Origin of the sequence: Rhizobium sp. PP-F2F-G48 (genome assembly GCF_004342335.1) — a bacterium.
GTDB lineage: Bacteria > Pseudomonadota > Alphaproteobacteria > Rhizobiales > Rhizobiaceae > Ferranicluibacter.
On record NZ_SLVH01000001.1, the window covers coordinates 510136 to 535440 of the forward strand.

The following is a 25305-nucleotide window of genomic DNA, read 5'->3' on the forward strand; positions in this document are numbered from 1 at the left end:
GAACGCGGCATTATCACGGTGCCGCGTTCCGTGTCTCGGACCCTGCTTCAGAAGCGCCGGTCGATCAGGTGCTTTGCCTGCGCGCCGACATGGTAGAAGGCGGACTTCACCGTCCGCAGCGGATCGGGCGTGACAGGCGTCTCGTCGAGCGGCATGGCATGGGCGCGACCGGTAATCTGGTGGGCGAGGGCCCGACCGAACACGGTGCCGGGCGCGATGCCCCGGCCATTATAACCGCTGACCGAGAGGACGTCGGGCGCAACCGTGTGAAGCCTGGGCAGGGCATTGGTCGTCATGCCGATACGGCCGTCCCACCAATATTCGAAATCGATCGCGCCGAGCTGCGGAAAGAGCGCCGCAAGCGAGCGCTCGGCAAATCCGCGATGCGTCCCGGTCGCCACGGCATCGAGGCGTCCGATGCTGCCGAAGATCAACCGGTTCTGCTGGTCCATGCGAAACGAGGTCATGACCATGCCGGTATCCCAGCAACCCTGGCGCTCCGGCAGGATCGTGGCTGCGACGTTGGCGGAAAGCGGCTTCGTGGCGAACTGGAAATAGGGAAGAATGGTCAGCTCGCTCGCGGGCGCGCTCCACGGCATGCCATCGACCAGCGAGCCATAGGCATTGGTGGCCAGCACGACCTTCGGTGCCGTCACACGGCCGGCCGGCGTCTTCAGGACCCAGGCGACGCCTTCGCGGGCAGCACCCGTCAGCGGCGTCTCGGTATACACGCGGACGCCGGCTTTGACGGCTGCATGGGCCAGGCCATGGGCGTAAGCGAGAGGCTGGATGGTGCCGGCGCGGCGATCGAGAAGGCCGCCCGCAAATCCCTCCGCGCCGGTCAGCCCATGGGCCCGGTCCGTATCGAGCACCTCGACCGGGGCGCCGAAAGCGGCCCATTGCGCCTGCCGATCGGTGATATCCGCGAGACCGTCCGCCCCCACGGCCATGTGCAGCGTGCCGTTGCGCACCGCCTCGCATGCGATCTCGTGCCGCTCGATCAGATCGAAGACGAGGGACGGACCATCGCCGAGGGCGTGCAGCAGGCGCTCGCCAGGTTCTTTTCCAAGAGAGGCGATCAGATCGGCCGGCTTCGTCCACATGCCGGCGTTGACGAGGCCGACATTGCGCCCCGACCCGCCGAACCCGATCATGCGCGCCTCGATGAGGACCACATCGACGCCCTGCTCCGCAAGGTGCAGGGCCGCGGAAAGTCCGGTAAATCCGCCACCGATGACGGCGACGTCTGCCGTAACATCCGTGTCCAGCATCAAGGTCTGCGGCGGAGGCGGCGCGGTCGCATGCCAGAGGTTCGGCCCGATCTTGTAACGCGCGCGTTCATCCGCCATGCGGGCATCCTTACTGTGTCTAAAGCTCTGCAGCCCAGAGATAACCGATCCTGGCCCCGGATGCCTCATGACAATCGCGGATGACGTGATGCCGGGGCGATACCCTGACCTCCAGCGCTGTTCCTGCTCCGCCGTCTTCGCAGCCGTCCTTGTCTTGTCGCCGCGTCCGCGATCAGTCGAGGAACTCGACCGTCGTGCCGACGCTCACCATCTTGGCGAGTTCCGTCGCATCCCAGTTGGTCAGTCGCACGCAGCCATGGCTCTGGGTCTTGCCGATCTTCGACGGCTCCGGCGTTCCGTGAATGCCGTAGGTCGGCTTCGACAGCGCGATCCAGACCGTTCCGACAGGGCCGTTCGGCCCGGGCTGCAGGGTAAGGACCTTGTCGTTTTCGCCCTGCTTGAAGTTGATCTTCGGATTATAGGTATAGCCCGGGTTGAGCGCAATGCGATCGACCTGGACGGTGCCGGACGGCGAGGGCGTGTCCGAGGAGCCGATCGTTGCCGGGTAGGCCGCAATCAGCGCACCCGATTCGTCATAGGCGAAAACCTGCTTTCGCGGCTTGTCCGCGACGATGCGCGCCACCTTGCCTGTCTTCGGCTCGCCCGGATTGATGACCTTGATGATCGTTCCCGGAATGGTGAAATCGACGCCGGGGTTCAGTTCGCGCAAGTAAGCCTCGTCCATGTGGAAGCGCTCTCCGAGCATTTCCGTGGTCGAGGTGAAGGACATGTGCGGAAGGAGCGCCTTGTGGGCGTAATCGTCCGGAATTTCCGCGACATAGGGACCGGCAGCATCCGCAGCCGTGATGGTGTAGGTCGTGATCGCCAGGCCGCCGCTGAGACGCAGGCGCTCTAGCGTGTCTTCCGTGTTGTTCGGGTCGAGCGTCTCCCCGGTTGCCTGCTGCCACGCCTCGATCGCCTTGGTGACGTTCGAGCCGTTCTTGCCGTCAATCACGCCGGGCGAAAAGCCTTCGCGATCGAGGAAGACCTGCAGGGCCGTGATTTCGGCGCTGGATTTGCGGGTGATGGCCGTCGCGCGGGGCAGGGCGGTCCCCTGCGACGCCGGCGGCTGCTCGGGCGGCAGTGCGGCCATGTCGTTTTCGTCCGGAAGCGGCTCGTCTGCGGCCGGAAGATCGCCCCGCTCGACGCCTGGCGGCACGAAATTGCGATAATCCGGAACGCCGTTCCCGCCGTCGCGCCTGCGGACATAGGGTCGGTCGCCATAGGCCTCGTTGCCGAACGCGCTGTTTCCGTAGGTCCGGTCTTGCTGCGGCCGGCCGCCAAAGGCCTCGTCGCCATAGGGTTCCGCGCCGTAGGAATCGGGCGGCGGGCGGCGGCGTTCAGCATTGGCGGCGCGCGACCCCATCACGGTGGCGACGATATTGCCCCAATTGTCCACCAGCACCGTGCGGCCGCGGGTATCGCGCATCACGCGAACGTCACCATTCTCAGGGACAAAATCGAGAACATCCCCCTGTGGCGTCACCAGAACCTGATCCGGCGAGAGCACGAGGCGCGACTGCGCCGAAACCGGCGTGGAAACCGGCAGAAGGCCGGCCGCCAAAAGGGCGGCCAGAAGGAAGGGTGGGGTACGTCTCGGAGCGATCGTCACGACAATAACCTGTTGATAGGCGGGAACCTGTTGATGGGCGGGCCGACCCGCGAGCTACAAGCGGAATGGGACGTTAATATGAAAAGCCTGAATTCAACGTTAAAGAACTGCTAACCATGCGAAAAGCGAGACGTCGGAGAGCAAGGAAACGCCTGCCCGCGTCAGAAGGGGGAGATGATGCGACTGGACGATGATCATGCGGGAAAAAGGGTGACGCTGCTGCTGGACAGCGCATCCGCGATGGATGTGGCGGCGCTGGTGGTCGATGGACTGGACCTCTCGCCGGGCGAGGCCATTCCGTCCGATGGGGATCCGCGCATCGATCAGGCCCTGAAGGGGTTCCTCTTTACCTGCGGCCCGGACCATATCCGCCATCCCGAGCCAACGTCCAAAGGTGGCCTCTATCCTCTCCATGGCTCGCTTTCGGGCACGCCGGTCCAGGCCGAAACGCTGGAGGCGACGGAAAATACGTGCCATGCCATCGTCGATATCGCCTTGGCCGATGGCGGCAAGGCCCGACTGAGCCGCCGCTGGTCGATCACGCAGGGTGCGGTTCATCTCCGCGATCGGGTGGAGAATACCGGCGGTACGCCATTTCCGCCCCTGTGGATGTATCATCTGAATATCGCCGGTCGGCTCTTCGACAGCAGCACCTGTGTCACCGGCGCCATGATCCCGGGCGGGGTCATGGGCTGGCGGTTCGGCGAAAGCGAGAGCGCGCATGTGCTTTTTCCGGCTTACGGGGATGCTGCCGATCCAGATGCAAAACCAACTCCAGATGCAAAACCCGCTGGCCGTGCAGCCACCGGTGCGGCGATCGCCGCAGACGACTGGGCACGGGTGCGAATTGGCCCCTTTGCGGCGCTCGCGAACCGCTCGCTCGACATCCGTTTCAGGAGCGACCACCTACCGTTCCTCCAGATGTGGCGTTGCCAGCGCGGCGACGCGAACGTGGTCAGCATCGAGCCCGTATCCCACCGCATCGCCAAGCGCCCAGCGCTTGCCGAGAGCGGCGCGCTTTTCATGCTCAAGCGGGGCGCCGCAATCGCATACGAACTGATGTTCGGCATCGTCGCCCCGGAGGAAGCGGACCTGACCTGATTGACCTCTGCCGCAAAGGCGTCCTACATCTTCGACAACGAAGCTTGCGGCGCGCCGCGCGTCGAGGAGAACCAGCATGGACGACATCCGCCCGATCAACGACGAATATTCCGTGACCGGCCAAATTACAGCAGCCGACCTCGATCAGATCAAGGCCCTGGGCTTCAAGTCGATCGTCTGCCACCGCCCCGACCATGAGCAGCCCGGCCAGCCGGACTTTGCCGAGATCGAGCAACGCGCCCATGCGCTTGGCATAGAGACGATGCATATTCCCGTCGGCCCCGCTGGCGTGACCGCCGATGCCGTGCACAAGATGGTCGATGCGCTCGACACGTTCCAGCGCCCCATGCTCGGCTACTGCCGCTCCGGCGCCCGCTCGACCGCCGTCTACCAGCAGACGCAACATATCCGCGGGTAAACTCGATGTCTCCAGGAGGGCTCGGCGGCTCGCTCCGCACTGTGCCTCTCAGTATGGCCCTCTCAGTACCGCCCCTCAGGACCGTCCCTCTCGTATCGTCCCTCTCTGGCCTCCGTCCGAAGGCCCTCCGTGACATGCGCGCTTGGCGGAAAGCGCTTCGGCCTCCTGCTTCTGCCTAGTCTGGCGCACCCCGCGAGCGCTCGACGACGCTGCGACACCAGGCGGAAAACGCCTGTTCAGCGCGCGCCCGGACCGTGTCGTTCAGAGTGTCGTGGCGTGCGCCCGGATAGATCGTTGCGGTTACCTGCCGCAGGCCCGCTTTCTTCATCCGGGTTTGCAGCCATGATACGGCTTTTCCATTCTCGGTCGCCGGATCCTCTCCGCCGCCGACAAGGTTGACCGGCATGTCCGGCGGAAGCCGACGGAGACGATCCAGCGTCGCACCGGCGTAGCTCATACGAAACAGTTCGATCCAGAGCGAAACCGTGACGTCGAATCCGCAAAGGGGATCGGCAACATACCGATCGACCTCCATCGGGTCATGGGACAGCCAGTCGAAATCGGTTCTCCGCTCAGCGATCGAGCGCGCCCACGCACCGAAGGTGAGGCGAGCCAGTATCGGGCTCGGCACATCCGAGCCTTTCAACATCCGCTCGACCGCAAGAACGCCCTGCCCGAACCGACCGGCGAGGCCCGGATGAAAATTCGCATTCCACACGGCAAGACCGTCATAGAGCCCCGGATCTCTTTCCGCGGCATTCAGAGCGACCAAGCCGCCCATGGAATGGCCGAAAAGGATGATCGGCAAACCGGGATGATCCGACGCCGCCCAATTCCGGACCGCCGCCACATCCTCCAGCACGGCATCGAGACCTCCATCGGGCGCAAATCTCCCCTGAAGATGCGCCGGACTGCGCGTCGCACCATGTCCCCTGTGATCGTGGACATAGACGGCGAGCCCCTGTGCCGCCATCGACACGGCGAAGTTCAGGTAGCGCCGCCCATGCTCTGCCACGCCGTGATTGACCAGAAGCAAACCGCGCACCGGCGTCGTTGCCGGCATGTGATAGATCGCGAGATCCGCACCGGACGGGCTGGCCAGCCGCCTCTCCTCGAATGTCACGATCGTCTCCTCCAGAAGCCATCCCCGCCGCCACTATCCGGGCACAGAACGGAGATGTCAATATGAGCATTCCCTAAAAAATTGTGAGCCGTGCACAATTCGTTCTTGCATTTATCCTGTTTTAGTCCTTCATTGATCTTGTTTTGTTCTGGAGGTCGAAATGATGTTTTTGGGTGTTCCGAGTGCATTTTCCGCGCCGATGCGACTATGGCGTTTCTACCGAAACCTGCGTTCCCTCGGGCTATTCTTCTCCGTTTGCCTTGCGTTGGCGGTGGCGGGCTCAGCGGATGACGTCTACGCGGGGGAGGTGACGGCTCCAGCGGCTTCAACGGTACAGAAAGCGCCTCAAGCACTCGCTGCACCGACGTCCTCCAATCCCGCGGCGTCCTCCAATCCGCCGGCGCCGGCCGATCGCTCTGACCTGACGAGGAGCCAGGATCGCAAGCCCGCGGCAGGACGAACCGGTTCTGTCCTCGGGCTCAGCTGGTTGCCGGCTTTCTGCGAGACGAAAGCCAAACGCCCGGAATGCTTGGGGCAGACGTCGGAGCGTGCCGATGCGCGAGCTTTGACGCTCGCCGGCCTCTGGCCGGTTCGCAACAGCTTCTGCAAAGTCTCCGAGGCTCTGCAGGCTCAGGATCGCAAGCGCGATTGGCTGGCGCTGCCCGCGGTGCCGCTGCCGACAGAGCTTGCCACGAAGCTTGCTGTCGCCATGCCCGGGGTCGCCTCTGGCCTCGACCGACACATGTGGTTGCGAAGCGGCAGCTGCCAGACCCTCGAGCCGGACGCTTACTTCTCTCTTCAGATCCGCCTGCTCGAGGCCGTCAACCGTTCGGCCGTCGGCGCCTTGTTTCGCAGCAAAGTCGGTCTGGACATCACCGAAGCCGAGGTGAGGGCGGCCTTCGATACGGATTTTGCGGCGGGTGCCGGGGAGCGCGTTCGTCTTCAGTGCCGAAAGGTCGGCGATCGGACGCTTGTGACGGGACTGACGATCGGTCTCTCCGCAACGATGGACGAAGCATCGGATCTTGCGACGTCGATGCTTGGGGCGGCACCCATCCGCTCGCGCTGCAGTGCCGGTCTGCTCGATGCCGCCGGATCGTCACGGCAACTTCGGTCTCGAAACGAGGCGGTGGTCGGGACGGTGGGAACGGGAGCGAGCCGGGCCGGCGCTGCGATCGAGCTTCGTTAGCCGCCGCGTCGTTCGGTGCTCTAGGCTGTCCTCTGGCCTGCGCGCTTCAATTCCGCATCGGGGTGGAAATGAGGGCGGGCGTCATTGCTCCCCCGGCGCAATTCGCCTACATAGCGGGCCAAATTCCATTTCCCGCGGAGCATTGATCGAGCATGGCGCGTCAATTTATCTATCACATGGCCGGGCTGAACAAGGCCTACGGCACGAAGAAGGTCCTGGAGAACGTCCATCTCTCGTTCTACCCGGATGCGAAGATCGGTATTCTCGGCCCGAACGGTGCCGGTAAATCGACCGTCCTGCGCATCATGGCGGGTCTGGACAAGGAATACACCGGCGAAGCCTGGCTCGCCGAGGGTGCGACGCTCGGCTACCTGCCACAGGAGCCGCACCTCAATCCGGATAAGGACGTACTGGGCAACGTCATGGAAGGTGTGGCCCACAAGACGGCCGTGCTCGAGCGCTACAACGAGCTGATGATGAATTATTCCGACGAGACGGCCGACGAGGGTGCGCGTCTGCAGGACGTCATCGACAGTCAGAACCTCTGGGATCTCGACAGTCAGGTCGAGATGGCCATGGACGCGCTGCGCTGCCCGCCGGCCGATGCCGATGTCGCGGGCTTGTCGGGAGGTGAGCGGCGTCGCGTCGCACTCTGCAAGCTCCTTCTGTCGCAGCCCGATCTCCTGCTTCTCGACGAACCGACCAACCACCTGGATGCCGAGACGATCGCCTGGCTCGAAAAGCACCTCCGGGAGTACCCGGGTGCCGTCATGATGATCACCCACGATCGCTACTTCCTCGACAACGTCACGGGCTGGATTCTGGAACTCGACCGCGGCCGTGGCATTCCCTATGAAGGCAACTATTCGGCCTACCTCCAGTCCAAGGCCAAGCGTCTTGCCCAGGAAGGCCGTGAGGATGTCGCCAAACAGAAGGCGCTGTCCCGCGAGCAGGAGTGGATCGCGTCCAGTCCCCGCGCACGCCAGGCCAAGTCGAAAGCGCGTATCCGCGCCTATGACGAGTTGGTGGAAGCAGCCGAGAACCGCAAGCCCGGCGAAGCGCAGATCGTCATTCCGGTCGGCGAGCGGCTCGGTCAGGTGGTCATCGAGGCCGAAAACCTGTCGAAGAGCTATGGCGACCGCCTGTTGATCGACAACCTGACATTCAAGCTTCCTCCGGGCGGCATCGTCGGCGTCATCGGCCCGAACGGCGCCGGCAAGACGACCCTGTTCCGCATGATCACGGGTCAGGAAACGCCGGATACCGGCAAGATCACCATCGGGGAGACGGTCGATCTCGGTTATGTCGACCAGAGCCGCGACTCGCTGGGTGGCGACAAGACCGTCTGGGAGGAGATTTCGGGCGGCAACGACATCATCAAGCTCGGCAAGTACGATATGAACAGCCGCGCCTATTGCGGCGCCTTCAATTTCAAGGGCGGCGACCAGCAGCAGAAGGTCGGCTCGCTTTCGGGCGGCCAGAGAAATCGCGTCCATCTTGCCAAGATGCTGAAGGACGGCGGCAACGTCATCCTGCTCGACGAACCGACGAACGATCTCGACACGGAGACGCTTTCGGCTCTGGAAGAGGCCCTGGAAGCATTCGCCGGCTGCGCCGTGATCATCAGCCACGATCGCATGTTCCTCGATCGGCTCGCGACGCACATTCTCGCCTTCGAGGGCGACAGCCATGTCGAGTGGTTCGAAGGCAACTTCGAGGATTACGAGAAGGACAAGGTCCGTCGTCTCGGCCCGGAATCGGTCAATCCGCGCCGTGTCACCTACAAGCGCCTGACGCGTTAAGCGTCGGTCCAAGGGGCTCCGCGTCGTTCAGCCCGCGCCAGATGCATGTGCCTTCGCGTGAGGCGCATGCGTTCAATTGCAAGGATGTTGCGCCGACGTGTCAGGCGTGTCGTCTTAACGAGATGTCGGTGCGGCCCAAGAGTATGGCTCTCCGGTCGGTTTGATCGGGGTGCATTCCGCAGCAGGCGAAAGACGGCGGGGTCATATCCGATGCGTGGCTCTATCGCGGGTTCGATCCATACGCCGGACATCTATAGCTCGGCGTGGCAGACGCATGACGTTCCTGTGAATATGCCGGCTTGCGCCAGAGGGCGGCCGCCGGACGTTTGGTGGATTGAAGCAACGCAAGGCGGCGCCTGACGAAACGATCGAGGGCGTTGCCTTGATAGCCCCGGGGATGACGCCAGAGCCGCTGCATTATCCCTATGGGGTCGGCCTTAGGCTTCGGATCCGGGCCGCAATTTGTGCTGTTAGCGCCTCTGGGCTTGAGGTCGCGGTGTCCAAGGTCAGATCGGGTGGTCCGTCCCAAGGCTCATCGTCAAGGATAAAGATCCGGTCCCACGAGGGTTTGATCAGGCCGATGACATCGCTTTGACGGCTTTCGGCTCGCCGCCGATGCTCGCGGACGTCGCTGCAGATCAGGCGCACATCGAGGGGAATGGCGCCTGTCTCTGCTGCAACGGATCGCCATGCCTTTCTGGAAGCCTTGACCGGATTGACGCAGTCGGCGACGACGATGTGGCCCAGCCGAAGGTTGTCGGCAGCCACAGCTTGGGCGACGACGTATCCGAGTGGACTGTCTGCCATAGGGTGTCGGCTGGACTGCAGAGCGTGTTCGATACTGTCGATGCCCACATGGACGGCGGTTAAAAGGCGGCAAAGGCTGGTTGCTATCGTCGTCTTTCCCGTTGCTGGCAAGCCGGAGAAAACGATCAGGATCGACATGACATTGCCTTGGAGCCGGTTGGATAACGTCCGTATCCTACCGTTGTTGGATTTTGTGTCCAGAAAGGTTGTTCGCCAAGCCGTCTTTCTCCTTGCAGGCTCCTGCGTTATCACATAAAGATATCTTTATGTGTTGATGGGAAGAGCATGGCGAGCGAGATCAGATTGCGGCTGGAGGAGGTGGTGGATGTGCTGAAGGCGGCGGGCGAGCCCACGCGCCTGCGGTTGCTCGCACTGCTGGCTGCCGGAGACCTGACAGTGACGGACCTGACCGAGATTCTCGGACAGTCCCAACCGCGCATTTCCCGTCATTTGAAGCTTTTGACGGAAGCGGCGCTGATCGATCGCTATCAGGAAGGTGCCTGGGCCTATTTTCGGTTGCGGGGGCAGGGGGACGGCGTTGGGTTGATCCGCCAGGTTCTCGACGCGGCGGATAAGGACGACGCGGTTCTCGCCCGGGATAGCGAACGTCTGACCGCATTGAAGCAGGCGCGGTCGGATCGGGCGCAGGCCTATTTCAGCCGCAACGCGGCCGAGTGGGATGCGATGCGGCGGTTCCATGTCAGCGAGGCCGAGGTCGAGGCGGCGCTGGTGGCAGCCGTCGGGCCGGAGCCGGTCGAGAGCCTGCTCGATCTCGGAACGGGCACCGGGCGCATCCTGCAGCTCTTCCAGGGGCTCTACCAGACCGCGACCGGTGTCGATGCAAGCCGCGACATGCTGGCGGTGGCACGCGCCAATCTGGATCGCACCGGCGTCTCCACGGCGTCCGTGCGTCATGGCGATATCTTCAATCTTCCGCTCGATGGTCGCCAGTTCGATCTGGTGACGATCCATCAGGTCCTTCATTTTCTTGAGGCGCCGGAAGCGGCGATCGAGGAAGCGGCGCGTCTTCTGGCGCCGGGCGGGCGCTTGGCGATCGTCGATCTCGCGCCGCATATGCTGGAGCATCTGCGTCAGGATCATGCCCATCTGCGCCTCGGTTTTTCCCATCAGGTGATGGGAGAGTGGCTGGAGACGGCCGGTCTCTCCGTTCAGCGCGTCATCGATCTTTCGCCGAAGGCGGCGCAGGAGACGCCGCTCACCGTTACCATCTGGATCGCGGTCAAGCCCGCCGATTCCTCCGCCGAACAAACCCGGCGTCTTGCTGCAGGAGCCCGCTGAATGTACACCCGCACGCTTTACCCGGCCGAGCGCGGCGATCTGCGCCTCTCCTTCGAATATTTTCCACCGAAGTCCGATGAGATGGATGCGCAACTGACGCGGACGGCGGCGGCCCTGAATGCCTATGCGCCGGAATTCGCGAGCGTGACCTATGGGGCGGGCGGGTCTACGAAGGCGCGGTCGCTCACCACCGTTCGCCGTCTGATCGACGATTGCGCCATCCCGAACACGGCAGCCCATCTCACCTGCGTCGGTGCGACGCGGGCCGAGGTGGATGCCGTGGTCGATGAATTCGCGGCCGCCGGCGTTCGGCATTTCGTGGCGCTGCGCGGCGATCCGCAGGGCGGGATTGGTGCGCGCTACCAGCCGTTTCCGGATGGATACGAGAACGCGGCCGCACTTGTCGAGGCGCTGGCGCGCCGCGGCCGGTTCCAGATTTCCGTCTCCGCTTATCCGGAGAAGCATCCGGAAAGTTCCGATGTCGATGCCGATATCGATATGCTGAAGCGCAAGGTGGACAATGGCGCGACCCGCGCTTTGACCCAGTTTTTCTTCGATAACAACGACTTCGAACGCTACCTCGAGCGGGTGCGCAAGGCGGGCATCACCATTCCGGTCGTTCCCGGTATCCTGCCGATCAACCAGTTCTCGCAGGTCTCGAAATTTGCCGGCCTTTGCGGCGCGCGCATTCCCGAGGCGCTCGCTCTGCGTCTTGCGCATCTGGACGAGTCTCCCGAAGAGCGCTTCAAGGAGGCGACCCATATTGCCGCCGAGCAGATCGTCGATCTCGCGCGCAGGGGGGTCCGGGATTTCCACCTCTATACGATGAACCGCTCGCCGTTGATCACGGCCGTCTGCGATCTCGTGGGTTTCAAGCGGTTGGACGACATTGCCGAGGGTGCCGCGGCCTGAGCCCTTGCGGTCTCAATCACGGCGCCGGACGTACAAAAGCCCTCGAAGGTTCGTTCGAGGGCTTCTGCATGCCAGAGCAGAGAGACGATTTTCTCCCGTCCCACGCTGAGAGTGTCCCCATCGGCCTCCATCCTCAAGGCCGGCGGATTTTCATCTCCTCCTAGATGAAGAGCATCATCGCAACGAATGCGAACGAGGCACCTATCATGAGAACATTCACGGACCGTGCGATTCCCATTCAACCCTCCAAGCGTTAACGCTTGAAACATAGGTTGAAAATGTCACACCTCCAAGAAAATCTTGTGCTGCATTGCAGCGCCATTTGGCTCAGAGACCCTATTCATCTCCTTAAGTCACTGTTTCCTTAGATTATTCTGAAATTAACGATTCGTTTTCAGGTGTTAACAACATCCTGACCGGGCTTCCTGCGGGCCAGCAGGCGGCCATCGAGAACGATCAGACCGGCGGCAATCAGGGTCATTCCGCCGATATCCGTGATGTCGAGACGCTCTCCCAGAAAGGCGAGCCCGAAGAGGAGCGCGCTGGGCGGCACCAGCAGCGTGACGAGCGACGTATTGGTTGCGCCGGCGCGCGCCATGATCCGGAAGAAGAGGATGTAGCCATAGGCGGTCGATACGAGCGCCAGTGCGAGGATGGCGAGGATCGTCGTCAGCGGCGGCATCGCCAGCGTCCATGGGTGGTCCGCCAGCAGCGAGACCGGCAGCATGATCAGGCTCGAGGCGGTCAGCTGTCCGGCGGCGGTCACGGGCGGCGCCAGTCCGCGGAAACGGCGGCCGTAGATACCTGCGAAGCCATAGCTGATGGCCGCGCCCAGCGGCAGGATGAGCGCCCAGAGCGGAATGCCGTGGGATGTGGCGCCGAGATGGCCGAGAGCGCTTGGGCCGATGAGCAGAACCGTGCCGGCCAGGCCGAGCGCGGTGCCGCCGATCTTTCGCGGGCTCAGTTTCTCGTCGTTCGTCAGGACATGGGCCAGGAGGACGGTCCAGATCGGGGTTGTCGCGTTGAGGATGGACGCAAGACCTGCGCCGATCTGTGTCTGGCCGAGAAAGATGAAGCTGTGCGGGATGGCGTTGTTGAGCAGCCCCAGCACCAGAAAGGCGCGCCACCGCGCTGCAAGCGCCTTGTAGATGTCGAAACGGCCGCGAACGAACAGATGCAGGGCCAGCGCGGCGATCGAGACGCGCAGAAACACCAGCGTGAAGGCGGGGACGTGCTGGACGGCGATGCGCCCGAAAAAGAACGAAGCACCCCAGATGAGCCCGAGCAGCGCCAGCAGTCCCCAGGTGAGCGGCGTCATCCGCGTTTCCACCGGTGTTGTCGCGATCGTCATGTCGTCCTCCTCGCTCTGCGCTCGGGCACCTTGCGCCTTCGTTCCCGGTCTCTGCCGGGGGCTGTAGCGCAGTTGTCCGTGTCTCATCCACCCGTTTCTTGCTCGACGGGGCAGTGCGCTCTCCGAAGGGCCTTCAGCCGGACGGTCCGGCCTCGCTGAGGGTTGACCTCAGACGCTTCATGCCGATCATGCCGGTCTGTTCGGCTCCTTGATCGCAGGTCTGCGGTGCTGAGGGTCGATCCGCATGGATAAGGAGAGGGCTGCTGCAAACGTCATCCACCGCCCATTCGGCCGCAGAGGCGGCCGGTCACGGACAGGATCTCGTCTCGATCGCGCTGGTCATCGCGGTCGCCGCCTTGATGGGGCTCGGCTTCCTGCGGCTGCGTCAGCCGCCGCTTGTCGGGTTCATCCTGGCCGGCGTGGCGCTCGGGCCGACCGGGTTCGGGTTCATTTCCGACAGCGAAAACGTGACGCTTCTGGCGGAGATGGGGGTGATCGTGCTCCTGTTCTTCATCGGCATGGAGCTGTCGATCCGGGCTTTCATTCTCAGCCTCCGGCAGGCCCTGCTCGTCGCCGGCGGGCAGATCGGCGTGTCCGTCCTCCTCGCGCTGATCCTGTCGGGTGTCTCCGGAACGCCGCTTGCCGAAGGGCTCATTCTCGGCTTCGTCGTGGCGCTCTCGTCCACCGTCGTTGCGATGAAGATGCTCGATGACCGCGGGGAACTGCGCAACGAGACCGGCCGCATCGCGGTCGGCGTCCTGATCGCGCAGGACATCGCCGTCGTCCCCATGCTCATTCTCGTGACCAGTCTCGGTGGCACTGAAGGCGGCGGCGAGATCGGTTTCGTCCAGATCGCGATCAAGATGCTTCTCGCCATCGGGCTGCTCGGTGGCCTCCTCTGGTGGCTCGGACGTCGGGGAAAGCTGCGGCTGCCGTTCAGCGCGGCGATCGAAGGCAAGGTGGAGATTCTGGCGCTCGGCGCGCTTGCGGTCTGCTTCTCGGCGGCGGCACTCTCGGGCCTTGCAGGCATGTCGCCGGCCTATGGCGCCTTTCTCGCCGGCATCGTCATCGGCAATTCGACGCTGCGGGCGCATGTCATCCCGGTCATCGAGCCGATCCAAAGCGTGCTCCTCGTCGCCTTCTTCCTGTCGATCGGGCTTCTCATCGATCTCACCTTCATCGCCGCGCATCTGGTCCTCGTCCTGTCGCTCGCCGTCGTCGTCATTGCGGCTAAGACGGTGCTGAACATCGCGCTGCTGCGCCGCACGGGATCGCCGCCGCAGGTGGCGCTCGTCGCGGGGCTTTCCATGGCGCAGATCGGCGAATTCTCCTTCGTGCTCGCGGCCGCAGGCCTTTCGGCCGGGGCGCTCGATCTCGACGCCTATCGCATTGCGATCGCCGTCACGGCGCTCTCCCTTCTGGTGTCGCCGCTGTGGGTCTCGATCATGCACAGGCTGGACGGGCTGGCCGCGGAGCACCGCGAGAGCTACGGCCACGCCTTTGCGATCGCCTATCAGCGGGAGCTTGCCGAGGTGTCGCGTGGCGGTGCGGCGCTGGTGGGCATCGGCCGCGCGTTGCGCCTCCGCTATCGCGCGCTGCGGCTGGCCCGGCAGCATCGGCGCGACCAACCGGTCAAGGGCGGCTCCGCAGAGGATACGCCCGGCGCAGAGACGTCCGGAGACGACGTCGCCGACGATCACGGATCCGGCAGATCCTGATCCGACAATGCCAAACGCCGCGGTCGTTTCCGACGCGCGGCGTTTGATGCGAGGGGAGGTCTGACGTTTACGGCAGGGCGTCGAGGACGGCCTGGGTCGCCCAGCCATCGGCGGGAATGCCGAGGCGCTGCTGCTCGCGCTGCAGCGCTGCGCGGGTGCCAGAGCCCAGAATCCCGTCGATCTTGCCGACATCATGGCCGATGGCGTCGAGCTTGGTCTGCAGCACCTTCATGGCTTCGTCATTGAGGCCGGGTTCCGGATTGCGCGCCTCGTAAGGCGGGGCGCCGGCAAGACGGGTGGCGAAGTAGGCGGCGGAGGTCGTGTAGATGAACGACTGGTTCCATTCGAGGTAGATGTTGAAATTCGGATAGGTCATGAAGGCCACGCCCTTGCGGCCCTGCGGGATGACCACCGAGGCGGGGAGGTCGCCGAACGTCGTGTTGCCGTCGCGCGGCTTGACGCCGAGCGCAAACCACTGCCCGGCCGTCATTCCGGGCTGCAGGCCCGTCTTTTCCCAGGGCAGGTTTTCCGGCAGCGTGACTTCCTGGATCCAGGGCTGGCCCGCGGTATAGCCGAGGCTCTTGATGAACTTCGCCGCCGTCAGGATCGCGTCGGCCGAGCTGTCCTTCAGGTTGACGTGGCCATCGCCGTCGCCATCGACGCCCTGCGCGATGATGTCTTCGGGCAGCATCTGCACCTGGCCGATTTCCCCGGCCCAGGCGCCCGTGGTGGTCGCGGGATCGAGGTCGCCATGCTGGACCATCTCGATGGCGGCGATCAGCTGCGGACGAAACATTTCCGGACGGCGGCAGTCGTGCGACAACGTCACAAGCGCGTTGCGCGTGTTGAAATTGCCCTGGACCGCGCCGAAATCCGTCTCCATCGCCCAGAAGGCCGTGATGACCGGTGCGGGAACGCCATATTCCTGCTCTGCTCGGGCGAAGACGCTTTCATATTCCTTCATCTTCTTCGCGCCGATATCGAGACGCGCCTTGCTGACGGTGCGGTTCGAAAACTCGGCGAAGGTCTGCTTGAAGACGCCCTGCGCCCGGTCGCGCGCCAGCACCTTGTCATCGATGACAGCGCCGGCCAGCGCGCGGTCGACCACGTCGGCCGGAATGCCCTTGGCCACGGCTTCCGCCTTGACACCGCTGAGGAAGCCCGCGAGATCGCCGCCGCACGGGGCGGCGGGAGCGGCTGATGCGGGCTTTTCCACGGGCGGTGTCGCGGTCTGGGCCGATGCCGGTCCCGAGACGGCAGCCGACGTCATCAGCGCGAGCAGGCTGGCAGCGGCGAGACGGGACGAGAGCAGGCGAGTGCGAAGCATGAGCGGGTCCTTCGATTCAATCAGGGCAAGACAATGCGGGTCGGGCAAGACAATACGGGTCGGGCAAGACAATACGGGCAGACGCCACGACAAGAAAAAGGTCGCCGGTCGCAGGACCGGCGATGTCAGGCCGCTCTCACACGGCAATAGGGCGGAATGAAGAAGCGGGCGTAAGGAAGCCGGAGCCGGGAGCCCCGCGGCAGGGCGAGCGTCAGTTGCCGGCCACCTGCTTCGGCTCGGAAACGGCCTTCACCCATTTACGCCAGTTCTTCTCGGAGCCGGCGAAGACGTTGATGTCGGTGTTGCCGGAGATGCCCGGGATCTGTCCGGTGCTGGTATACTGCCAGAAGGCCCAACGACGGTCCTTGTAGATCTCGACCGGATGCTTGGCGACGGAGCGCACCCAGAAGTGATGCTCGTTGAACTGTCCGACGAGATTGTCGCGGTGGAAATCGACCGAGGTGTAGATGATCGGGCGCTTGCCGTAATAGGCTTCCAGCCGATCCATGAAACGCTTCATCTCCGTCTGCACCGTCAGCGGCGAGGGGCGATAACGGCAGGTCTTGGATTCGCCGTTCCACTCCACGTCCAGAACCGGCGGCAGATGGACCGCGCTTCTGGGAACGTTGCGGATGAACCAGTCGGCCTGCTCATCGGCCGTCGAGCAGAAATAGTAGAAATGATAGGGCGCATAGGCGATCCCGGCGGCGCGGGCCTGCGGCCAGTAGTCCGAGAAGCGGGTATCGACGACGTCCTTGCCCTCGGTCGCCTTGATGAAGGCGAAGGACACGCCGGACTGCTTGACGGCCGTCCAGTTGATATCGCCCTGCCATTTGGAAACGTCGATGCCGTGGATGCTGTGATGCTGGGGCGTGCGCACGCCGAAATCCTGCGGATCCTTGTCCTGGAAACGGGGCGATATGGAGGCTGTCTGCACGAGGTCGTAATCGGTCGACGTGCACGCGGACAGAAGCGAGACAAGCGGCAGAAGAGCAAGGAGCAGCCGGCGCATGGAGTTCCCGTTCGTTGATGATGGAACGTTGTGCCTCACCCGTGACTGCCCATATGTGCCGACCCCCGGAGACCTGAACCCCATGTTCATCATATCAACGTAAAAATTGGGTTAGTTTCAAGCCCTGATCGCAGCATAGCGTTCGTGGCTTGTGTCAAACAGCCCTCCAAATGCTCCGATCCGCCGGGATCGTCGGCCTTGCAGCACCCGTATCTGGCGGGAGGCCGTCTTGAATAAAAGCTACGTGCGTCGGCAGATGACGAGCCAGGCATAGCCACGGCCAAGCGCTTTCGTCTCCGTGCTCAGGCCGCGCGCGCGCGCTTTCGCCGTCACAACCGCCATCAGGCGGGCGCGCGGGGTGACATGGAAACGGGTGAGCCATGCCGAGAGGATGCGGCGCGCGATCGGCGGCAAGCCTTCCTGCTGGCCGAAATCGGCAATGTGCAGCGAACCGTCCGGCGCCAAAGCGTCGAGCGCCGCATCGATCGCCTTTTCCCAGTCCGGGATCATCGACAAGGCGTAAGAGATGACGATCCGCTCGAAGCCCTCGACGCCGAAGGCGCGGGCCTCGAAGTCCGTCGCATCCGCCGTCTTCAGCGTCGCCGCGCGGCCGGCCAGCGCCTTTTCGGCGGAAATCAGCATTTCCGCCGAGATGTCGAGGCCGTAGAGTCGCGCTTGGGGATAGCGCTTGGCGATGAGCGCCAGATTACGCCCGGTGCCGCATCCGACCTCCAGCACCCGGGCACCGGCGCCGGCGTCGAGACCGTCGATCAGCGTATCGCGGCCGAAGAGGTAATATTTTCGTGTAGCGTCGTAGATATGGCGTTGGGTCCGGTACATCCGGTCCATGCGGCCGGCATGCGCGCTGTCGGAAACCAGGGATTCGGTCATGCGGCTCAGGCCTGGCGACGGTAGATGTGGAAGCCGCCGTAGATCGCGGAGCGATCCTTGACGTTCAACGCTTCGGATTTCGCCTGGTCGTAATGCCAGTGCGCCAGGAGGTCGTCCGAGACGCGGCCTTCGAGAATGCTGCGTTCGGCCGCGGTGCGGAAGATGACCACGGCGCCCGGTGCGGCCGTGCGGGTGATCTCGCTCCAGAGATCGTCCAGTTGCTGGTCGGTCATCCAGTCCTGGGCATCGAGAAGGACGTAGCGATCGACGGTGCCCGGCAATTTGCGCGCCAGAAGGTCGGTGAAGCTTTCATGGTGGACGTGGACGCGCTCCGCATTGTCGCGGATCGCCTCGTAGGCCTCGGGCTGCAGGTGCAAGGGCAGCATGCCTTCGTGCGGCAGCGGATAGCGGCGGCCGAAGGCCTGCCAGGCGAAGTAGTTGTGGCGGAGCGGAAAATGGCAGACGAGCTTTTCGAGCCGGTGGCGCAGGACGGGCGCCAGCGTCTTTTCGCTGCTGAGGCTCGCGAGCTCGTCGAACTGCTGCGGGGGAATGCCGAGGCCGAAGAGCGAGCTCTTGCGGCCGGTCAGCCAGCGGATCACCGGACGTTCGAACAAGGGTGCCAGACGCTCGTCGAAGAACTGGCGCTGTTCCCGCATCGAGCGGGTGGCCGTCAGCTCCGACGGATCGACGCCATGAGCGCGGGCCAGCATATGGGCGAGCCAGATGAAGCGGCCGAGCAGGCCGGTCCGGTAGAGATTGGCGCCAAACACGGCGATCCGCCGGCGACCGTTCAGCTTGCGGCCTTCCCAATAGCTGCGCGTGAACCCATCGAGATGCTCGGCGATGAACCTGTCATAAGCGGCCACGTTGGAGCTGAGGTCTTCGCGGGCGAGAAAGCGCACGAGATCGCCCTGCGCCGGGAGATGGCGGAAGGCGGCGAGCTTCAGGCGGTTCAGCGCCACGTGGTGTCGGTTGAGATCGACCACATCGATGCGCTCCGGCATGGCGGAGAGATAGGCGAGCATGTTGCAGCCGCCGGAGCCGATGGTGACGATGTGATGTTCCGGGCGGATCTGCATCGCCTCCATGTCGACCGCCGGGTCCTCCCAGATCTGCGGGTAGACGAGGCCGGAGAAGAGCAGGCCGAAGAGGCGCTCGGACAGGCCGGAGGCCGACAGCGGCCGGTGCTGGATCAGCGCCTTGCGAAGCTTCTGGTTTCGACGCCGGCTGGGAGTATCCGCAACGCGCGGGGAGGACACGAGATCGGTGGGCGCAAGATCGGTCATGGTTAACAGCCGTTCGTTGAAGATGCGATGCTTCTAGGATGCTTGCGCAACACTTTCGTGACGTGCGCTCCGAGGGGGCTGTGGGCGGCTGTGGTGGGGCCCGTCGGCCTCGGCTTTCGGATGCTCTTCGTTTACCAATACGGCAGACTCCGCTTGGCACGACGCTTGGCATGCCCCACAAGTATAACATGTAGACGTCTGTCGGATTTTACCCGCCGGGACGGCATCGTGCCTGACCGAGCGAAATGATTATGTTCGGAAAGACCATGATGCTGGAGTGGCTGCAGAAGAGACGATCCGGGCGGAAGATCCTCGTGCATCCGCAGGGTGCCCACTCAGCTGCGGCGCACGCCAGCGGCCGTGACGCGCTGCCGATCGCGCCCATTCTGCACATCGACCATCTCACCGGCATCTCCAATCGATTCGCGCTCGAGCACGATCTGACATCGCTTTTGAACGATTCCCGGACGGAGGGGCGGGGAGCGTTGCTCCTCATCGATCTCGATCGGTTCCGCTTCATCAACGACACGATGGACCACGCCGCCGGCGACGAGGTGCTGATCCAGATCGCCACGCGTCTGTCCCAGGTTCTCAGCGGGGTCGGCACGATTTACCGGCTGGGCGCGGACGAATTCGCGGTTCACGTCGCGGGCGCTCCGTCGCACGGCAAGATCGAGGATGTCTGCGCGACGATCAAGACGGTGATGAGCACGCCCTTCGCGCTTGCGGCCGGCGAAGTCTGGATCGGGGGAAGCATCGGTGTTGCCTTGCCGACACCCGAGGACACGTCCATGTCGGCCCTGCTGCGCCGGGCAGACCTGGCGGTGATGCAGGCAAAGCAGATCGCCGGAAACAGCCATGCCTATTACGAGGTCGGCATGCTGACCGAGGCGTCGGCGCGCACCGAGCTGGAATACGATCTCTCGCGCGCTCTCGACCGAAACGAGTTCTTTCTCGAATACCAGCCGATCGTGTGCTCGGAGACACGCAAGATCAGCGCTTTCGAAGCCCTGATCCGCTGGCAGCATCCCCAGAAGGGCGTGATCGCGCCCGATCAGTTCATTTCGATCGCCGAGGCCACGGGCCTCATCCTGCCGATCGGCAACTGGGTTATCCGGACGGCCTGCGCGGAGGCGCGGCACTGGCCGGCGCCGATCGGCGTTGCCGTGAATGTCGCGGGCGACCAGTTCCGTGATCCGACCTTTCTGCCGTTCGTCCGGGATTGCCTGCGTCAGTCGGGAATAGCGCCCGGCCGCCTGACGATCGAAGTCACCGAATCGATCTTCTCCGTCGATCCCGCCGTGATCTGCGACAGCCTGACGGAACTGCGTGCCGAAGGTGTGCGGATCGCGCTCGACGATTTCGGCATCGGCTTTTCCTCGATCAACAATCTGCGCCGCTTTCCTCTCGATCAGTTGAAGATCGACCGCTCCTTCACCAAAGCCATGCTCGGCAGCAAGCGAGATGCGGAACTGGTGGATATCATCCTGCGGCTCGGCAACACCTTCGATGTGTCGACGACGATCGAAGGCGTGGAAACGGAGCGCCAACTGGAATATGCGCGTTCGCGCGGTGCCAAAGCCATCCAGGGATTCCTGATTTCGCGGCCGGTGTCGGCCGGCGACGTCTCGGCCATTCTGGATGGCAACCGCGCCCATTCCCTCAAAGTCTGAGCGCTCACTTTTCGGCTCGCGGGTCGTCGTGCAGGTCGTCTTGCGGGTTGCGTTTGCGGGGGTGAAACGGCCATAGTGGCAGCCGGCGCCGGCCTGTGCGCGGCGTCCTGCCGCCGCGTGGCCAGTCGCCCGGCGCGGTGCAGGCTCTGCCTTGGAGAGACGCAACGCCCCGGCAGCTTCACCCGCTGCACGGTCTTTTCGCCGCCGTTTCGGACGGTTGGGGGCCTGCAGTCCTGCGGAACCGGATCATGCGCAGACGCACCTTTTTCATGACGATGGCCGGTGGGCTCTTCACGCTCGTGGCCGGTGTCGGCACCTGGTTGACGGTCGCGCCTCCCGATCTCCTGAAACTTGGCGACAGCTACGCGGCGAAGATCGTCTGTTCCAGCCTGTTCGTTGCCGGGCGCAACGCATCGGAGGTTCTGGCCGACGACGTGCAGGCGCCGGGCCATCCCCTGCTGCGCTTCATCCGCGTCTCCGTCGACGAGCAGCGCAAGACGGTGACGGCACGGATGTTCGGTTTTGCCGCGCCGGGCCATGCGATCTTCCGCGATGGGCTCGGCTGCTCCAACGTGACCGATGGGGCGTTCGCTGCCTTTCCGGGCAACCGGTCGTTGCGCCGACGCAGCCTGGAGCCGGACACGGCGCAGCCCTGGCCGGAGGGTGGCGCGCTGGTTGCGGATGCCGGCGTGCAGGCGCTGATCGAGGACGAAGGCCGGGCAGGGCCGGGCATGCGGGGGCTGGTCGTCGTCCGCAACGGGCGGATCATCGCGGAGCGCTATGCTCCCGGCTTCTACGCCTCGACCCCCCTGCTCGGCTGGTCGATGACGAAAACCGTCACGGCAGCGCTGATCGGCCTGCGCGTTCGGGATGGGCAGATGGCCCTCGACGCATCCGACCTCCTGCCGCAATGGCGCAATGACGAGCGAAGCCGGATCACGCTGTCCGATCTGCTTGGAATGCAGAGCGGCCTCGGCTTCAACGAGAGCTACGGCAGCGTGACGGATGCGACGCGCATGCTCTTCCTCGAAAACGACATGGCGGCCTATGCCGCGTCGAAGACGCTGGATGCCGCGCCCGGCACGCAATTCTCCTATTCGAGCGGCACCACGGTCGTTCTCTCGCGCCTCTGGATGAATTCCTTCGCCAGCCCGCGCGAGGCCCTGACGTTCCCGCGCGCCTCCCTGTTCCGGCCGCTCGGCATGAGCAGCGCCATCCTGGAGCCGGATGCGCACGGCACCTTCGTCGGCTCCTCCTATATGTATGCGACGGCGCGGGATTGGGCGCGCTTCGCGCTCTTCCTGCTGCAGGATGGCGCCTGGAACAACGAACAGATCCTGCCGGCGGACTATGTCCGGCAGATGCGCACGGCAACCTCCGCCTCGAACGGCCGGTTCGGCTCCGGACAGGTATGGATGAAGACGGGGCCGGAGGCTCAGGGGTTCCCGAGCGACGCCTACTGGATGCGGGGTCATGACGGGCAGTCGATCCTGCTCGTACCCTCCATGCAGCTTGCCGTCGTGCGTCTCGGGCTGACGCCGCGCGAGCTGGGCTATGACGACAGCGTGCTCCATCGCGACATTGTCGCCGCCCTGTCAAAGCCGCAGCCCTGACGGCGCTCTGCCGGTCGTGGAAACGACGCCTACAGGAGGGGTGAGGGGCGGCCTCGAAGGCAAGGCCGGGCCGTCAAGGCACATCTCGCGACGTGAGGCGTCATGCGTCATCTCGGACGCAGCTGACCTCCCGGGATCGCAGACAGTGTTTCCGGCTCAGCGCATTCCCAGCGTGTCGAGCAGGCCCTTGCGCTTGGCATGGTAGTAATAGCCACTGGCATAGAGCTTGACGGCATTGTCGTTCTGGTTGTCGGCGACAACCCACGCGCCGCGGAGATATTGCGTCGCATATTTCAGGTTGGTTTCCGCATCGAACAGGCCTTCCGGCGTTCCCTCGTAGCCGAGACCCTTGGCCGTGTTGTAGCGGATCTGCATCAGGCCGTAATTGCCGTTGTGATAAGCGCGGGGATTGTAGGTGCTTTCGCGGCGGACGACGCGATGAACCAGGTCTTCCGGAACGCCGTTGAGCTTGGCGTAATGGGTGATCAGCTTGTCGAGCTCGGGACGCGAGCTTGTAGGCTTTTCACGACCAAGCAGGGCGCTGGCAGCCGATTCCATCTTGGAATAGGCGACCGAGATCAGCTGCGGCTTGGCGGCGGGAACGATCATGCGCTTGGCAACGAGCGTTTCGAGGCCGACCGGTTCGCCGGTATCGAAATCCGACTCCATGCCGCCGGCACTGGCGATCATCGGCTGAACCGCAACCTGCCGCACGGTGATCATCGCATTCGCGGTTTCCGGAAGTGCGTCGGTTGCCGTGTTCGCGAGGAGAGGATTGGCGGTCGTCGTCTTCCCCGGTGCGAGAGACGCGACCTCGGTATTGGCGAGCGCCTTGACGGCCGAGGGCGCGCCCGGCGCGGTCTTTGCAGCCTCGGCCGAAGCGATGGCCATCGGTGCGGAAACGCCAGGTGCGGCTGACGTCTGTTGTGCGGGCGTGGTCGCCGAAGCGTTGGCTGTCTGTGCGGCGAGGGCTTCGACCGCCGTGGCGGCTGCGCCATCCGGTGTCGGGAGCGCATATGCCGTCAACTCGGTTCCGGGCTTGGCGATCGGCGTCACCGTCTGCGCTGCCATCAACTGCTCCATCGGCGTGCGCTCGACACTCGAACAGCCGACCATCAAGGTCGCCGAGATCAGTGCACATGCCGTAAGAGACTGTTTATGAAGGGAAAGACGTGAAACTGCCATGCTGTCGCTTTCGTGCTTTTTGGCCCCGTAGCCTTACCAGTGCTGCAGCCAAAAGCCGCCATGTCGTCGCCGTCATTAACCTATATGAAGGCCGCTCGCAAGCGACGGCCGTCATTCGGCTCGGTCGCGGCCTGTCTCCGCCGGCGGAAAGCCCCAAAAACAAGGGTGCCGGAGCCTGTTTTCGAAGGCCCCGGCACGCGTCTTTCATCCGTCGTTAACACTCCCGACAGATGGCGCCCGATGGTGGAACCGGCCGCCGTGTTCGGGTGCGTCATGTTTGGATCGTCTTGCCTCAGTGCGCGGCTTTCCAGCTTTGGCCGATCGCATCCATGACCTCGCCGAACCAGGGCGTCGCCGTGTCGAAATGCTTGCCGCCGCGGATGCGCGGAAACTCGATCGTGCGCAGCTTGCCGCCCTGGTCCTCGTCGTGGCCGGTGACGCCCGAAACCTTGTCGAGGGCGCTCTGGACCGCGAGATCGACCATGCCCTGAATGAGGCGCAGGTCGTCGATGTTGGCGGGCGCCGAACGGGCGTAGTAGCCGGACTTCTGCACCATCGCCCGCTGGGCGCCGAGAAGGTCGGCAAACTGCTTGGAAAACCAGTTGCCGACATTGATGGTGTCGAGCTTGACGTGGCCGAATGCATCCCGCTTCACGGTTTCGCCGGCGGCTTCGCGTTCTGCGACGATCGCGTCCATGCAGGCGCCTTCGCTGACGAACAGGGTGACATAGCCGGTCCTGGCCATGACGGCGCGCAGGCGCTCGGCTTCGGCCTGCAGGTCGAAGGCCGTCTCGGGCAGATAGAGGCCGTCGATCGTCTTCAGTTCCCTGTTCATCATGAAGCCATCGACGAACTCGGTCTTCTCGACCGTCTGCATGTAGCTGCGCGCCGTTGCGGCGGTCAGCCAGCCGCAGTGGCGACCCATGACCTCGTGGACGATCAGGGTCTTCGGTGCCGCGCTCTGCTCGTTGCTGACATTGTCGAAGAACTTCGCGCCATATTCGGCCGCGGTCCAGGCGCCGAGCGACTGGCGGATCGGCACGACGTCGTTATCGACGGTCTTGGGCAGGCCGACGACGGTGAGGTCGTAGCCATTGGCGCCGAGATAGGCGGCGAGATCGGCGGCGGTCGTGTTGGTGTCGTCGCCGCCGATCGTGTGGAGGATCGTGACGCCGTCGGAGGCAAGACGCTCGGCTGCGACGCGGAGCGGGTTCTCACCCTCCTTGACGAGGCCGCGCTTGACGCAGTCGGCCGCATTGGTGAGCTTGACGCGGCTGTTGCCGATGGGAGAGCCGCCATAGCGGTGCAGAAGTCCTGCCTTTTCGCGCATCTGCGGCGTGATCGCGATCCGGTCGGCCAGCAGCAAGCCGTGATAGCCGGAGCGATAGGCCATCAGTTCGATATCCGGCGCGATGTCCGTGTAGCGCTCGATCAATCCGCCGACGGCAGACGAGAGGCACGGAGCCAGGCCCCCCGCGGTGAGCATTGCGACTTTCTGCTTGGCCATGATTCCTCCTCGGGACGATGCCATTCAACGGGTAGCGCACCTCTCCTAGCCCAGAACCATCACAAGTAAAATGACATGAACCGCACGGCTGCCGAGCGTCCAACGCAGAATGCAGCCTTAAATTAATGAG

Annotated in this window: 20 protein-coding genes; 9 read left to right on the forward strand and 11 right to left on the reverse strand. The window is 64.0% G+C overall.

All coding sequences use genetic code 11. The features are described 5' to 3' along the window. Nucleotides 1-47: 47 nt before the first annotated feature. Together C8J36_RS02360 and C8J36_RS02365 are read right to left on the reverse strand one after the other, a co-directional pair. Nucleotides 48-1349: an FAD-binding oxidoreductase gene (locus tag C8J36_RS02360; protein WP_132532205.1), complete on the reverse strand. Its 1302-nt coding sequence runs from the start codon at nucleotides 1347-1349 to the stop codon at nucleotides 48-50. A 172-nt stretch (nucleotides 1350-1521) separates the two neighbouring features. Further along, on the reverse strand, nucleotides 1522-2898 hold the full coding sequence (locus tag C8J36_RS02365; RefSeq protein ID WP_245506452.1) for a L,D-transpeptidase: 1377 nt from the start codon (nucleotides 2896-2898) through the stop codon (nucleotides 1522-1524). Nucleotides 2899-3135: 237 nt separating this feature from the next. Here C8J36_RS02365 and C8J36_RS02370 point away from each other — a divergent pair, with 237 nt between their 5' ends. Both C8J36_RS02370 and C8J36_RS02375 read left to right on the forward strand, forming a co-directional pair. Beyond that, complete coding sequence (locus tag C8J36_RS02370) at nucleotides 3136-4062, forward strand: DUF4432 family protein (protein ID WP_132532208.1); 927 nt, start codon at nucleotides 3136-3138, stop codon at nucleotides 4060-4062. Between the two features lie 76 nt (nucleotides 4063-4138). Further along, the gene (locus tag C8J36_RS02375) at nucleotides 4139-4480 is read left to right on the forward strand and encodes a TIGR01244 family sulfur transferase (protein WP_092984424.1); all 342 of its coding nucleotides are present in this window, start codon (nucleotides 4139-4141) and stop codon (nucleotides 4478-4480) included. 175 nt (nucleotides 4481-4655) lie between these two features. On the opposite strand, the gene C8J36_RS02380 is transcribed toward C8J36_RS02375, so the two are convergent. Beyond that, nucleotides 4656-5603, reverse strand: coding sequence for an alpha/beta hydrolase (locus C8J36_RS02380; RefSeq protein WP_132532211.1), 948 nt, complete (start codon nucleotides 5601-5603; stop codon nucleotides 4656-4658). Nucleotides 5604-5802: 199 nt separating this feature from the next. On the opposite strand from C8J36_RS02380, the gene C8J36_RS02385 reads away from it, so the two are divergent. Continuing rightward, a complete protein-coding gene (locus C8J36_RS02385) occupies nucleotides 5803-6792 on the forward strand; it encodes a ribonuclease (RefSeq protein ID WP_281029218.1) in 990 nt (329 codons plus the stop codon). Between the two features lie 152 nt (nucleotides 6793-6944). Then, nucleotides 6945-8594: an energy-dependent translational throttle protein EttA gene (gene ettA, locus C8J36_RS02390; RefSeq protein WP_062592426.1), complete on the forward strand. Its 1650-nt coding sequence runs from the start codon at nucleotides 6945-6947 to the stop codon at nucleotides 8592-8594. Nucleotides 8595-9017: 423 nt separating this feature from the next. On the opposite strand, the gene C8J36_RS02395 is transcribed toward ettA, so the two are convergent. Then, complete coding sequence (locus tag C8J36_RS02395; RefSeq protein ID WP_207897443.1) at nucleotides 9018-9539, reverse strand: AAA family ATPase; 522 nt, start codon at nucleotides 9537-9539, stop codon at nucleotides 9018-9020. A gap of 147 nt (nucleotides 9540-9686) precedes the next feature. Between C8J36_RS02395 and C8J36_RS02400 the strand changes: the two genes are divergently transcribed. Continuing rightward, nucleotides 9687-10700 (forward strand): metalloregulator ArsR/SmtB family transcription factor, encoded by a 1014-nt coding sequence (locus C8J36_RS02400; RefSeq protein WP_132532217.1) that lies wholly within the window; start codon nucleotides 9687-9689, stop codon nucleotides 10698-10700. Continuing rightward, entirely contained in the window at nucleotides 10701-11612 is a 912-nt protein-coding gene (gene metF, locus C8J36_RS02405; RefSeq protein WP_132532220.1) for a methylenetetrahydrofolate reductase [NAD(P)H], read from the forward strand. A 394-nt stretch (nucleotides 11613-12006) separates the two neighbouring features. Here the strand turns inward: metF and C8J36_RS02410 are convergent, their stop codons facing one another. Continuing rightward, complete coding sequence (locus C8J36_RS02410) at nucleotides 12007-12963, reverse strand: DMT family transporter (RefSeq protein ID WP_132532223.1); 957 nt, start codon at nucleotides 12961-12963, stop codon at nucleotides 12007-12009. Nucleotides 12964-13304: 341 nt separating this feature from the next. Between C8J36_RS02410 and C8J36_RS02415 the strand changes: the two genes are divergently transcribed. After that, the gene (locus tag C8J36_RS02415; RefSeq protein WP_281029219.1) at nucleotides 13305-14681 is read left to right on the forward strand and encodes a cation:proton antiporter; all 1377 of its coding nucleotides are present in this window, start codon (nucleotides 13305-13307) and stop codon (nucleotides 14679-14681) included. A 67-nt stretch (nucleotides 14682-14748) separates the two neighbouring features. On the opposite strand, the gene C8J36_RS02420 is transcribed toward C8J36_RS02415, so the two are convergent. From C8J36_RS02420 to C8J36_RS02435, 4 genes are all read right to left on the reverse strand, one after another. Then, entirely contained in the window at nucleotides 14749-16008 is a 1260-nt protein-coding gene (locus C8J36_RS02420; RefSeq protein WP_245506431.1) for a lytic murein transglycosylase, read from the reverse strand. A gap of 211 nt (nucleotides 16009-16219) precedes the next feature. Then, complete coding sequence (locus C8J36_RS02425) at nucleotides 16220-17020, reverse strand: GH25 family lysozyme (RefSeq protein ID WP_062592438.1); 801 nt, start codon at nucleotides 17018-17020, stop codon at nucleotides 16220-16222. Nucleotides 17021-17260: 240 nt separating this feature from the next. Further along, nucleotides 17261-17911, reverse strand: coding sequence for a class I SAM-dependent methyltransferase (locus C8J36_RS02430; protein WP_132532226.1), 651 nt, complete (start codon nucleotides 17909-17911; stop codon nucleotides 17261-17263). Nucleotides 17912-17916: 5 nt separating this feature from the next. Continuing rightward, nucleotides 17917-19197 (reverse strand): DUF3419 family protein, encoded by a 1281-nt coding sequence (locus tag C8J36_RS02435; protein WP_132532229.1) that lies wholly within the window; start codon nucleotides 19195-19197, stop codon nucleotides 17917-17919. Between the two features lie 251 nt (nucleotides 19198-19448). On the opposite strand from C8J36_RS02435, the gene C8J36_RS02440 reads away from it, so the two are divergent. Continuing rightward, nucleotides 19449-20870, forward strand: coding sequence for a bifunctional diguanylate cyclase/phosphodiesterase (locus tag C8J36_RS02440; protein ID WP_165914926.1), 1422 nt, complete (start codon nucleotides 19449-19451; stop codon nucleotides 20868-20870). Nucleotides 20871-21118: 248 nt separating this feature from the next. Next, nucleotides 21119-22483 carry a serine hydrolase gene (locus C8J36_RS02445; protein ID WP_165914927.1) on the forward strand — a complete coding sequence of 455 codons (1365 nt, stop codon included), beginning with the start codon at nucleotides 21119-21121 and terminating at the stop codon, nucleotides 22481-22483. A 156-nt stretch (nucleotides 22484-22639) separates the two neighbouring features. Here the strand turns inward: C8J36_RS02445 and C8J36_RS02450 are convergent, their stop codons facing one another. Both C8J36_RS02450 and C8J36_RS02455 read right to left on the reverse strand, forming a co-directional pair. Beyond that, nucleotides 22640-23668 carry a lytic transglycosylase domain-containing protein gene (locus tag C8J36_RS02450; protein ID WP_132532235.1) on the reverse strand — a complete coding sequence of 343 codons (1029 nt, stop codon included), beginning with the start codon at nucleotides 23666-23668 and terminating at the stop codon, nucleotides 22640-22642. A gap of 292 nt (nucleotides 23669-23960) precedes the next feature. Further along, entirely contained in the window at nucleotides 23961-25175 is a 1215-nt protein-coding gene (locus C8J36_RS02455; RefSeq protein WP_062592448.1) for a pyrophosphate--fructose-6-phosphate 1-phosphotransferase, read from the reverse strand. Between the last annotated feature and the right edge of the window lie 130 nt (nucleotides 25176-25305).

Excerpts from the sequence above, each read along its gene's own strand:
- C8J36_RS02360 (WP_132532205.1), bottom strand. The coding sequence starts at position 1,349 with ATGGCGGATGAACGCGCGCGTTACAAGATCGGGCCGAACCTCTGGCAT.
- C8J36_RS02370 (WP_132532208.1), top strand. The coding sequence starts at position 3,136 with ATGATGCGACTGGACGATGATCATGCGGGAAAAAGGGTGACGCTGCTG.
- C8J36_RS02375 (WP_092984424.1), top strand. The coding sequence starts at position 4,139 with ATGGACGACATCCGCCCGATCAACGACGAATATTCCGTGACCGGCCAA.
- C8J36_RS02385 (WP_281029218.1), top strand. The coding sequence starts at position 5,803 with ATGCGACTATGGCGTTTCTACCGAAACCTGCGTTCCCTCGGGCTATTC.
- ettA (WP_062592426.1), top strand. The coding sequence starts at position 6,945 with ATGGCGCGTCAATTTATCTATCACATGGCCGGGCTGAACAAGGCCTAC.
- C8J36_RS02395 (WP_207897443.1), bottom strand. The coding sequence starts at position 9,539 with ATGTCGATCCTGATCGTTTTCTCCGGCTTGCCAGCAACGGGAAAGACG.
- C8J36_RS02400 (WP_132532217.1), top strand. The coding sequence starts at position 9,687 with ATGGCGAGCGAGATCAGATTGCGGCTGGAGGAGGTGGTGGATGTGCTG.
- metF (WP_132532220.1), top strand. The coding sequence starts at position 10,701 with ATGTACACCCGCACGCTTTACCCGGCCGAGCGCGGCGATCTGCGCCTC.
- C8J36_RS02410 (WP_132532223.1), bottom strand. The coding sequence starts at position 12,963 with ATGACGATCGCGACAACACCGGTGGAAACGCGGATGACGCCGCTCACC.
- C8J36_RS02420 (WP_245506431.1), bottom strand. The coding sequence starts at position 16,008 with ATGCTTCGCACTCGCCTGCTCTCGTCCCGTCTCGCCGCTGCCAGCCTG.
- C8J36_RS02425 (WP_062592438.1), bottom strand. The coding sequence starts at position 17,020 with ATGCGCCGGCTGCTCCTTGCTCTTCTGCCGCTTGTCTCGCTTCTGTCC.
- C8J36_RS02430 (WP_132532226.1), bottom strand. The coding sequence starts at position 17,911 with ATGACCGAATCCCTGGTTTCCGACAGCGCGCATGCCGGCCGCATGGAC.
- C8J36_RS02435 (WP_132532229.1), bottom strand. The coding sequence starts at position 19,197 with ATGACCGATCTTGCGCCCACCGATCTCGTGTCCTCCCCGCGCGTTGCG.
- C8J36_RS02440 (WP_165914926.1), top strand. The coding sequence starts at position 19,449 with ATGTTCGGAAAGACCATGATGCTGGAGTGGCTGCAGAAGAGACGATCC.
- C8J36_RS02445 (WP_165914927.1), top strand. The coding sequence starts at position 21,119 with ATGCGCAGACGCACCTTTTTCATGACGATGGCCGGTGGGCTCTTCACG.
- C8J36_RS02450 (WP_132532235.1), bottom strand. The coding sequence starts at position 23,668 with ATGGCAGTTTCACGTCTTTCCCTTCATAAACAGTCTCTTACGGCATGT.
- C8J36_RS02455 (WP_062592448.1), bottom strand. The coding sequence starts at position 25,175 with ATGGCCAAGCAGAAAGTCGCAATGCTCACCGCGGGGGGCCTGGCTCCG.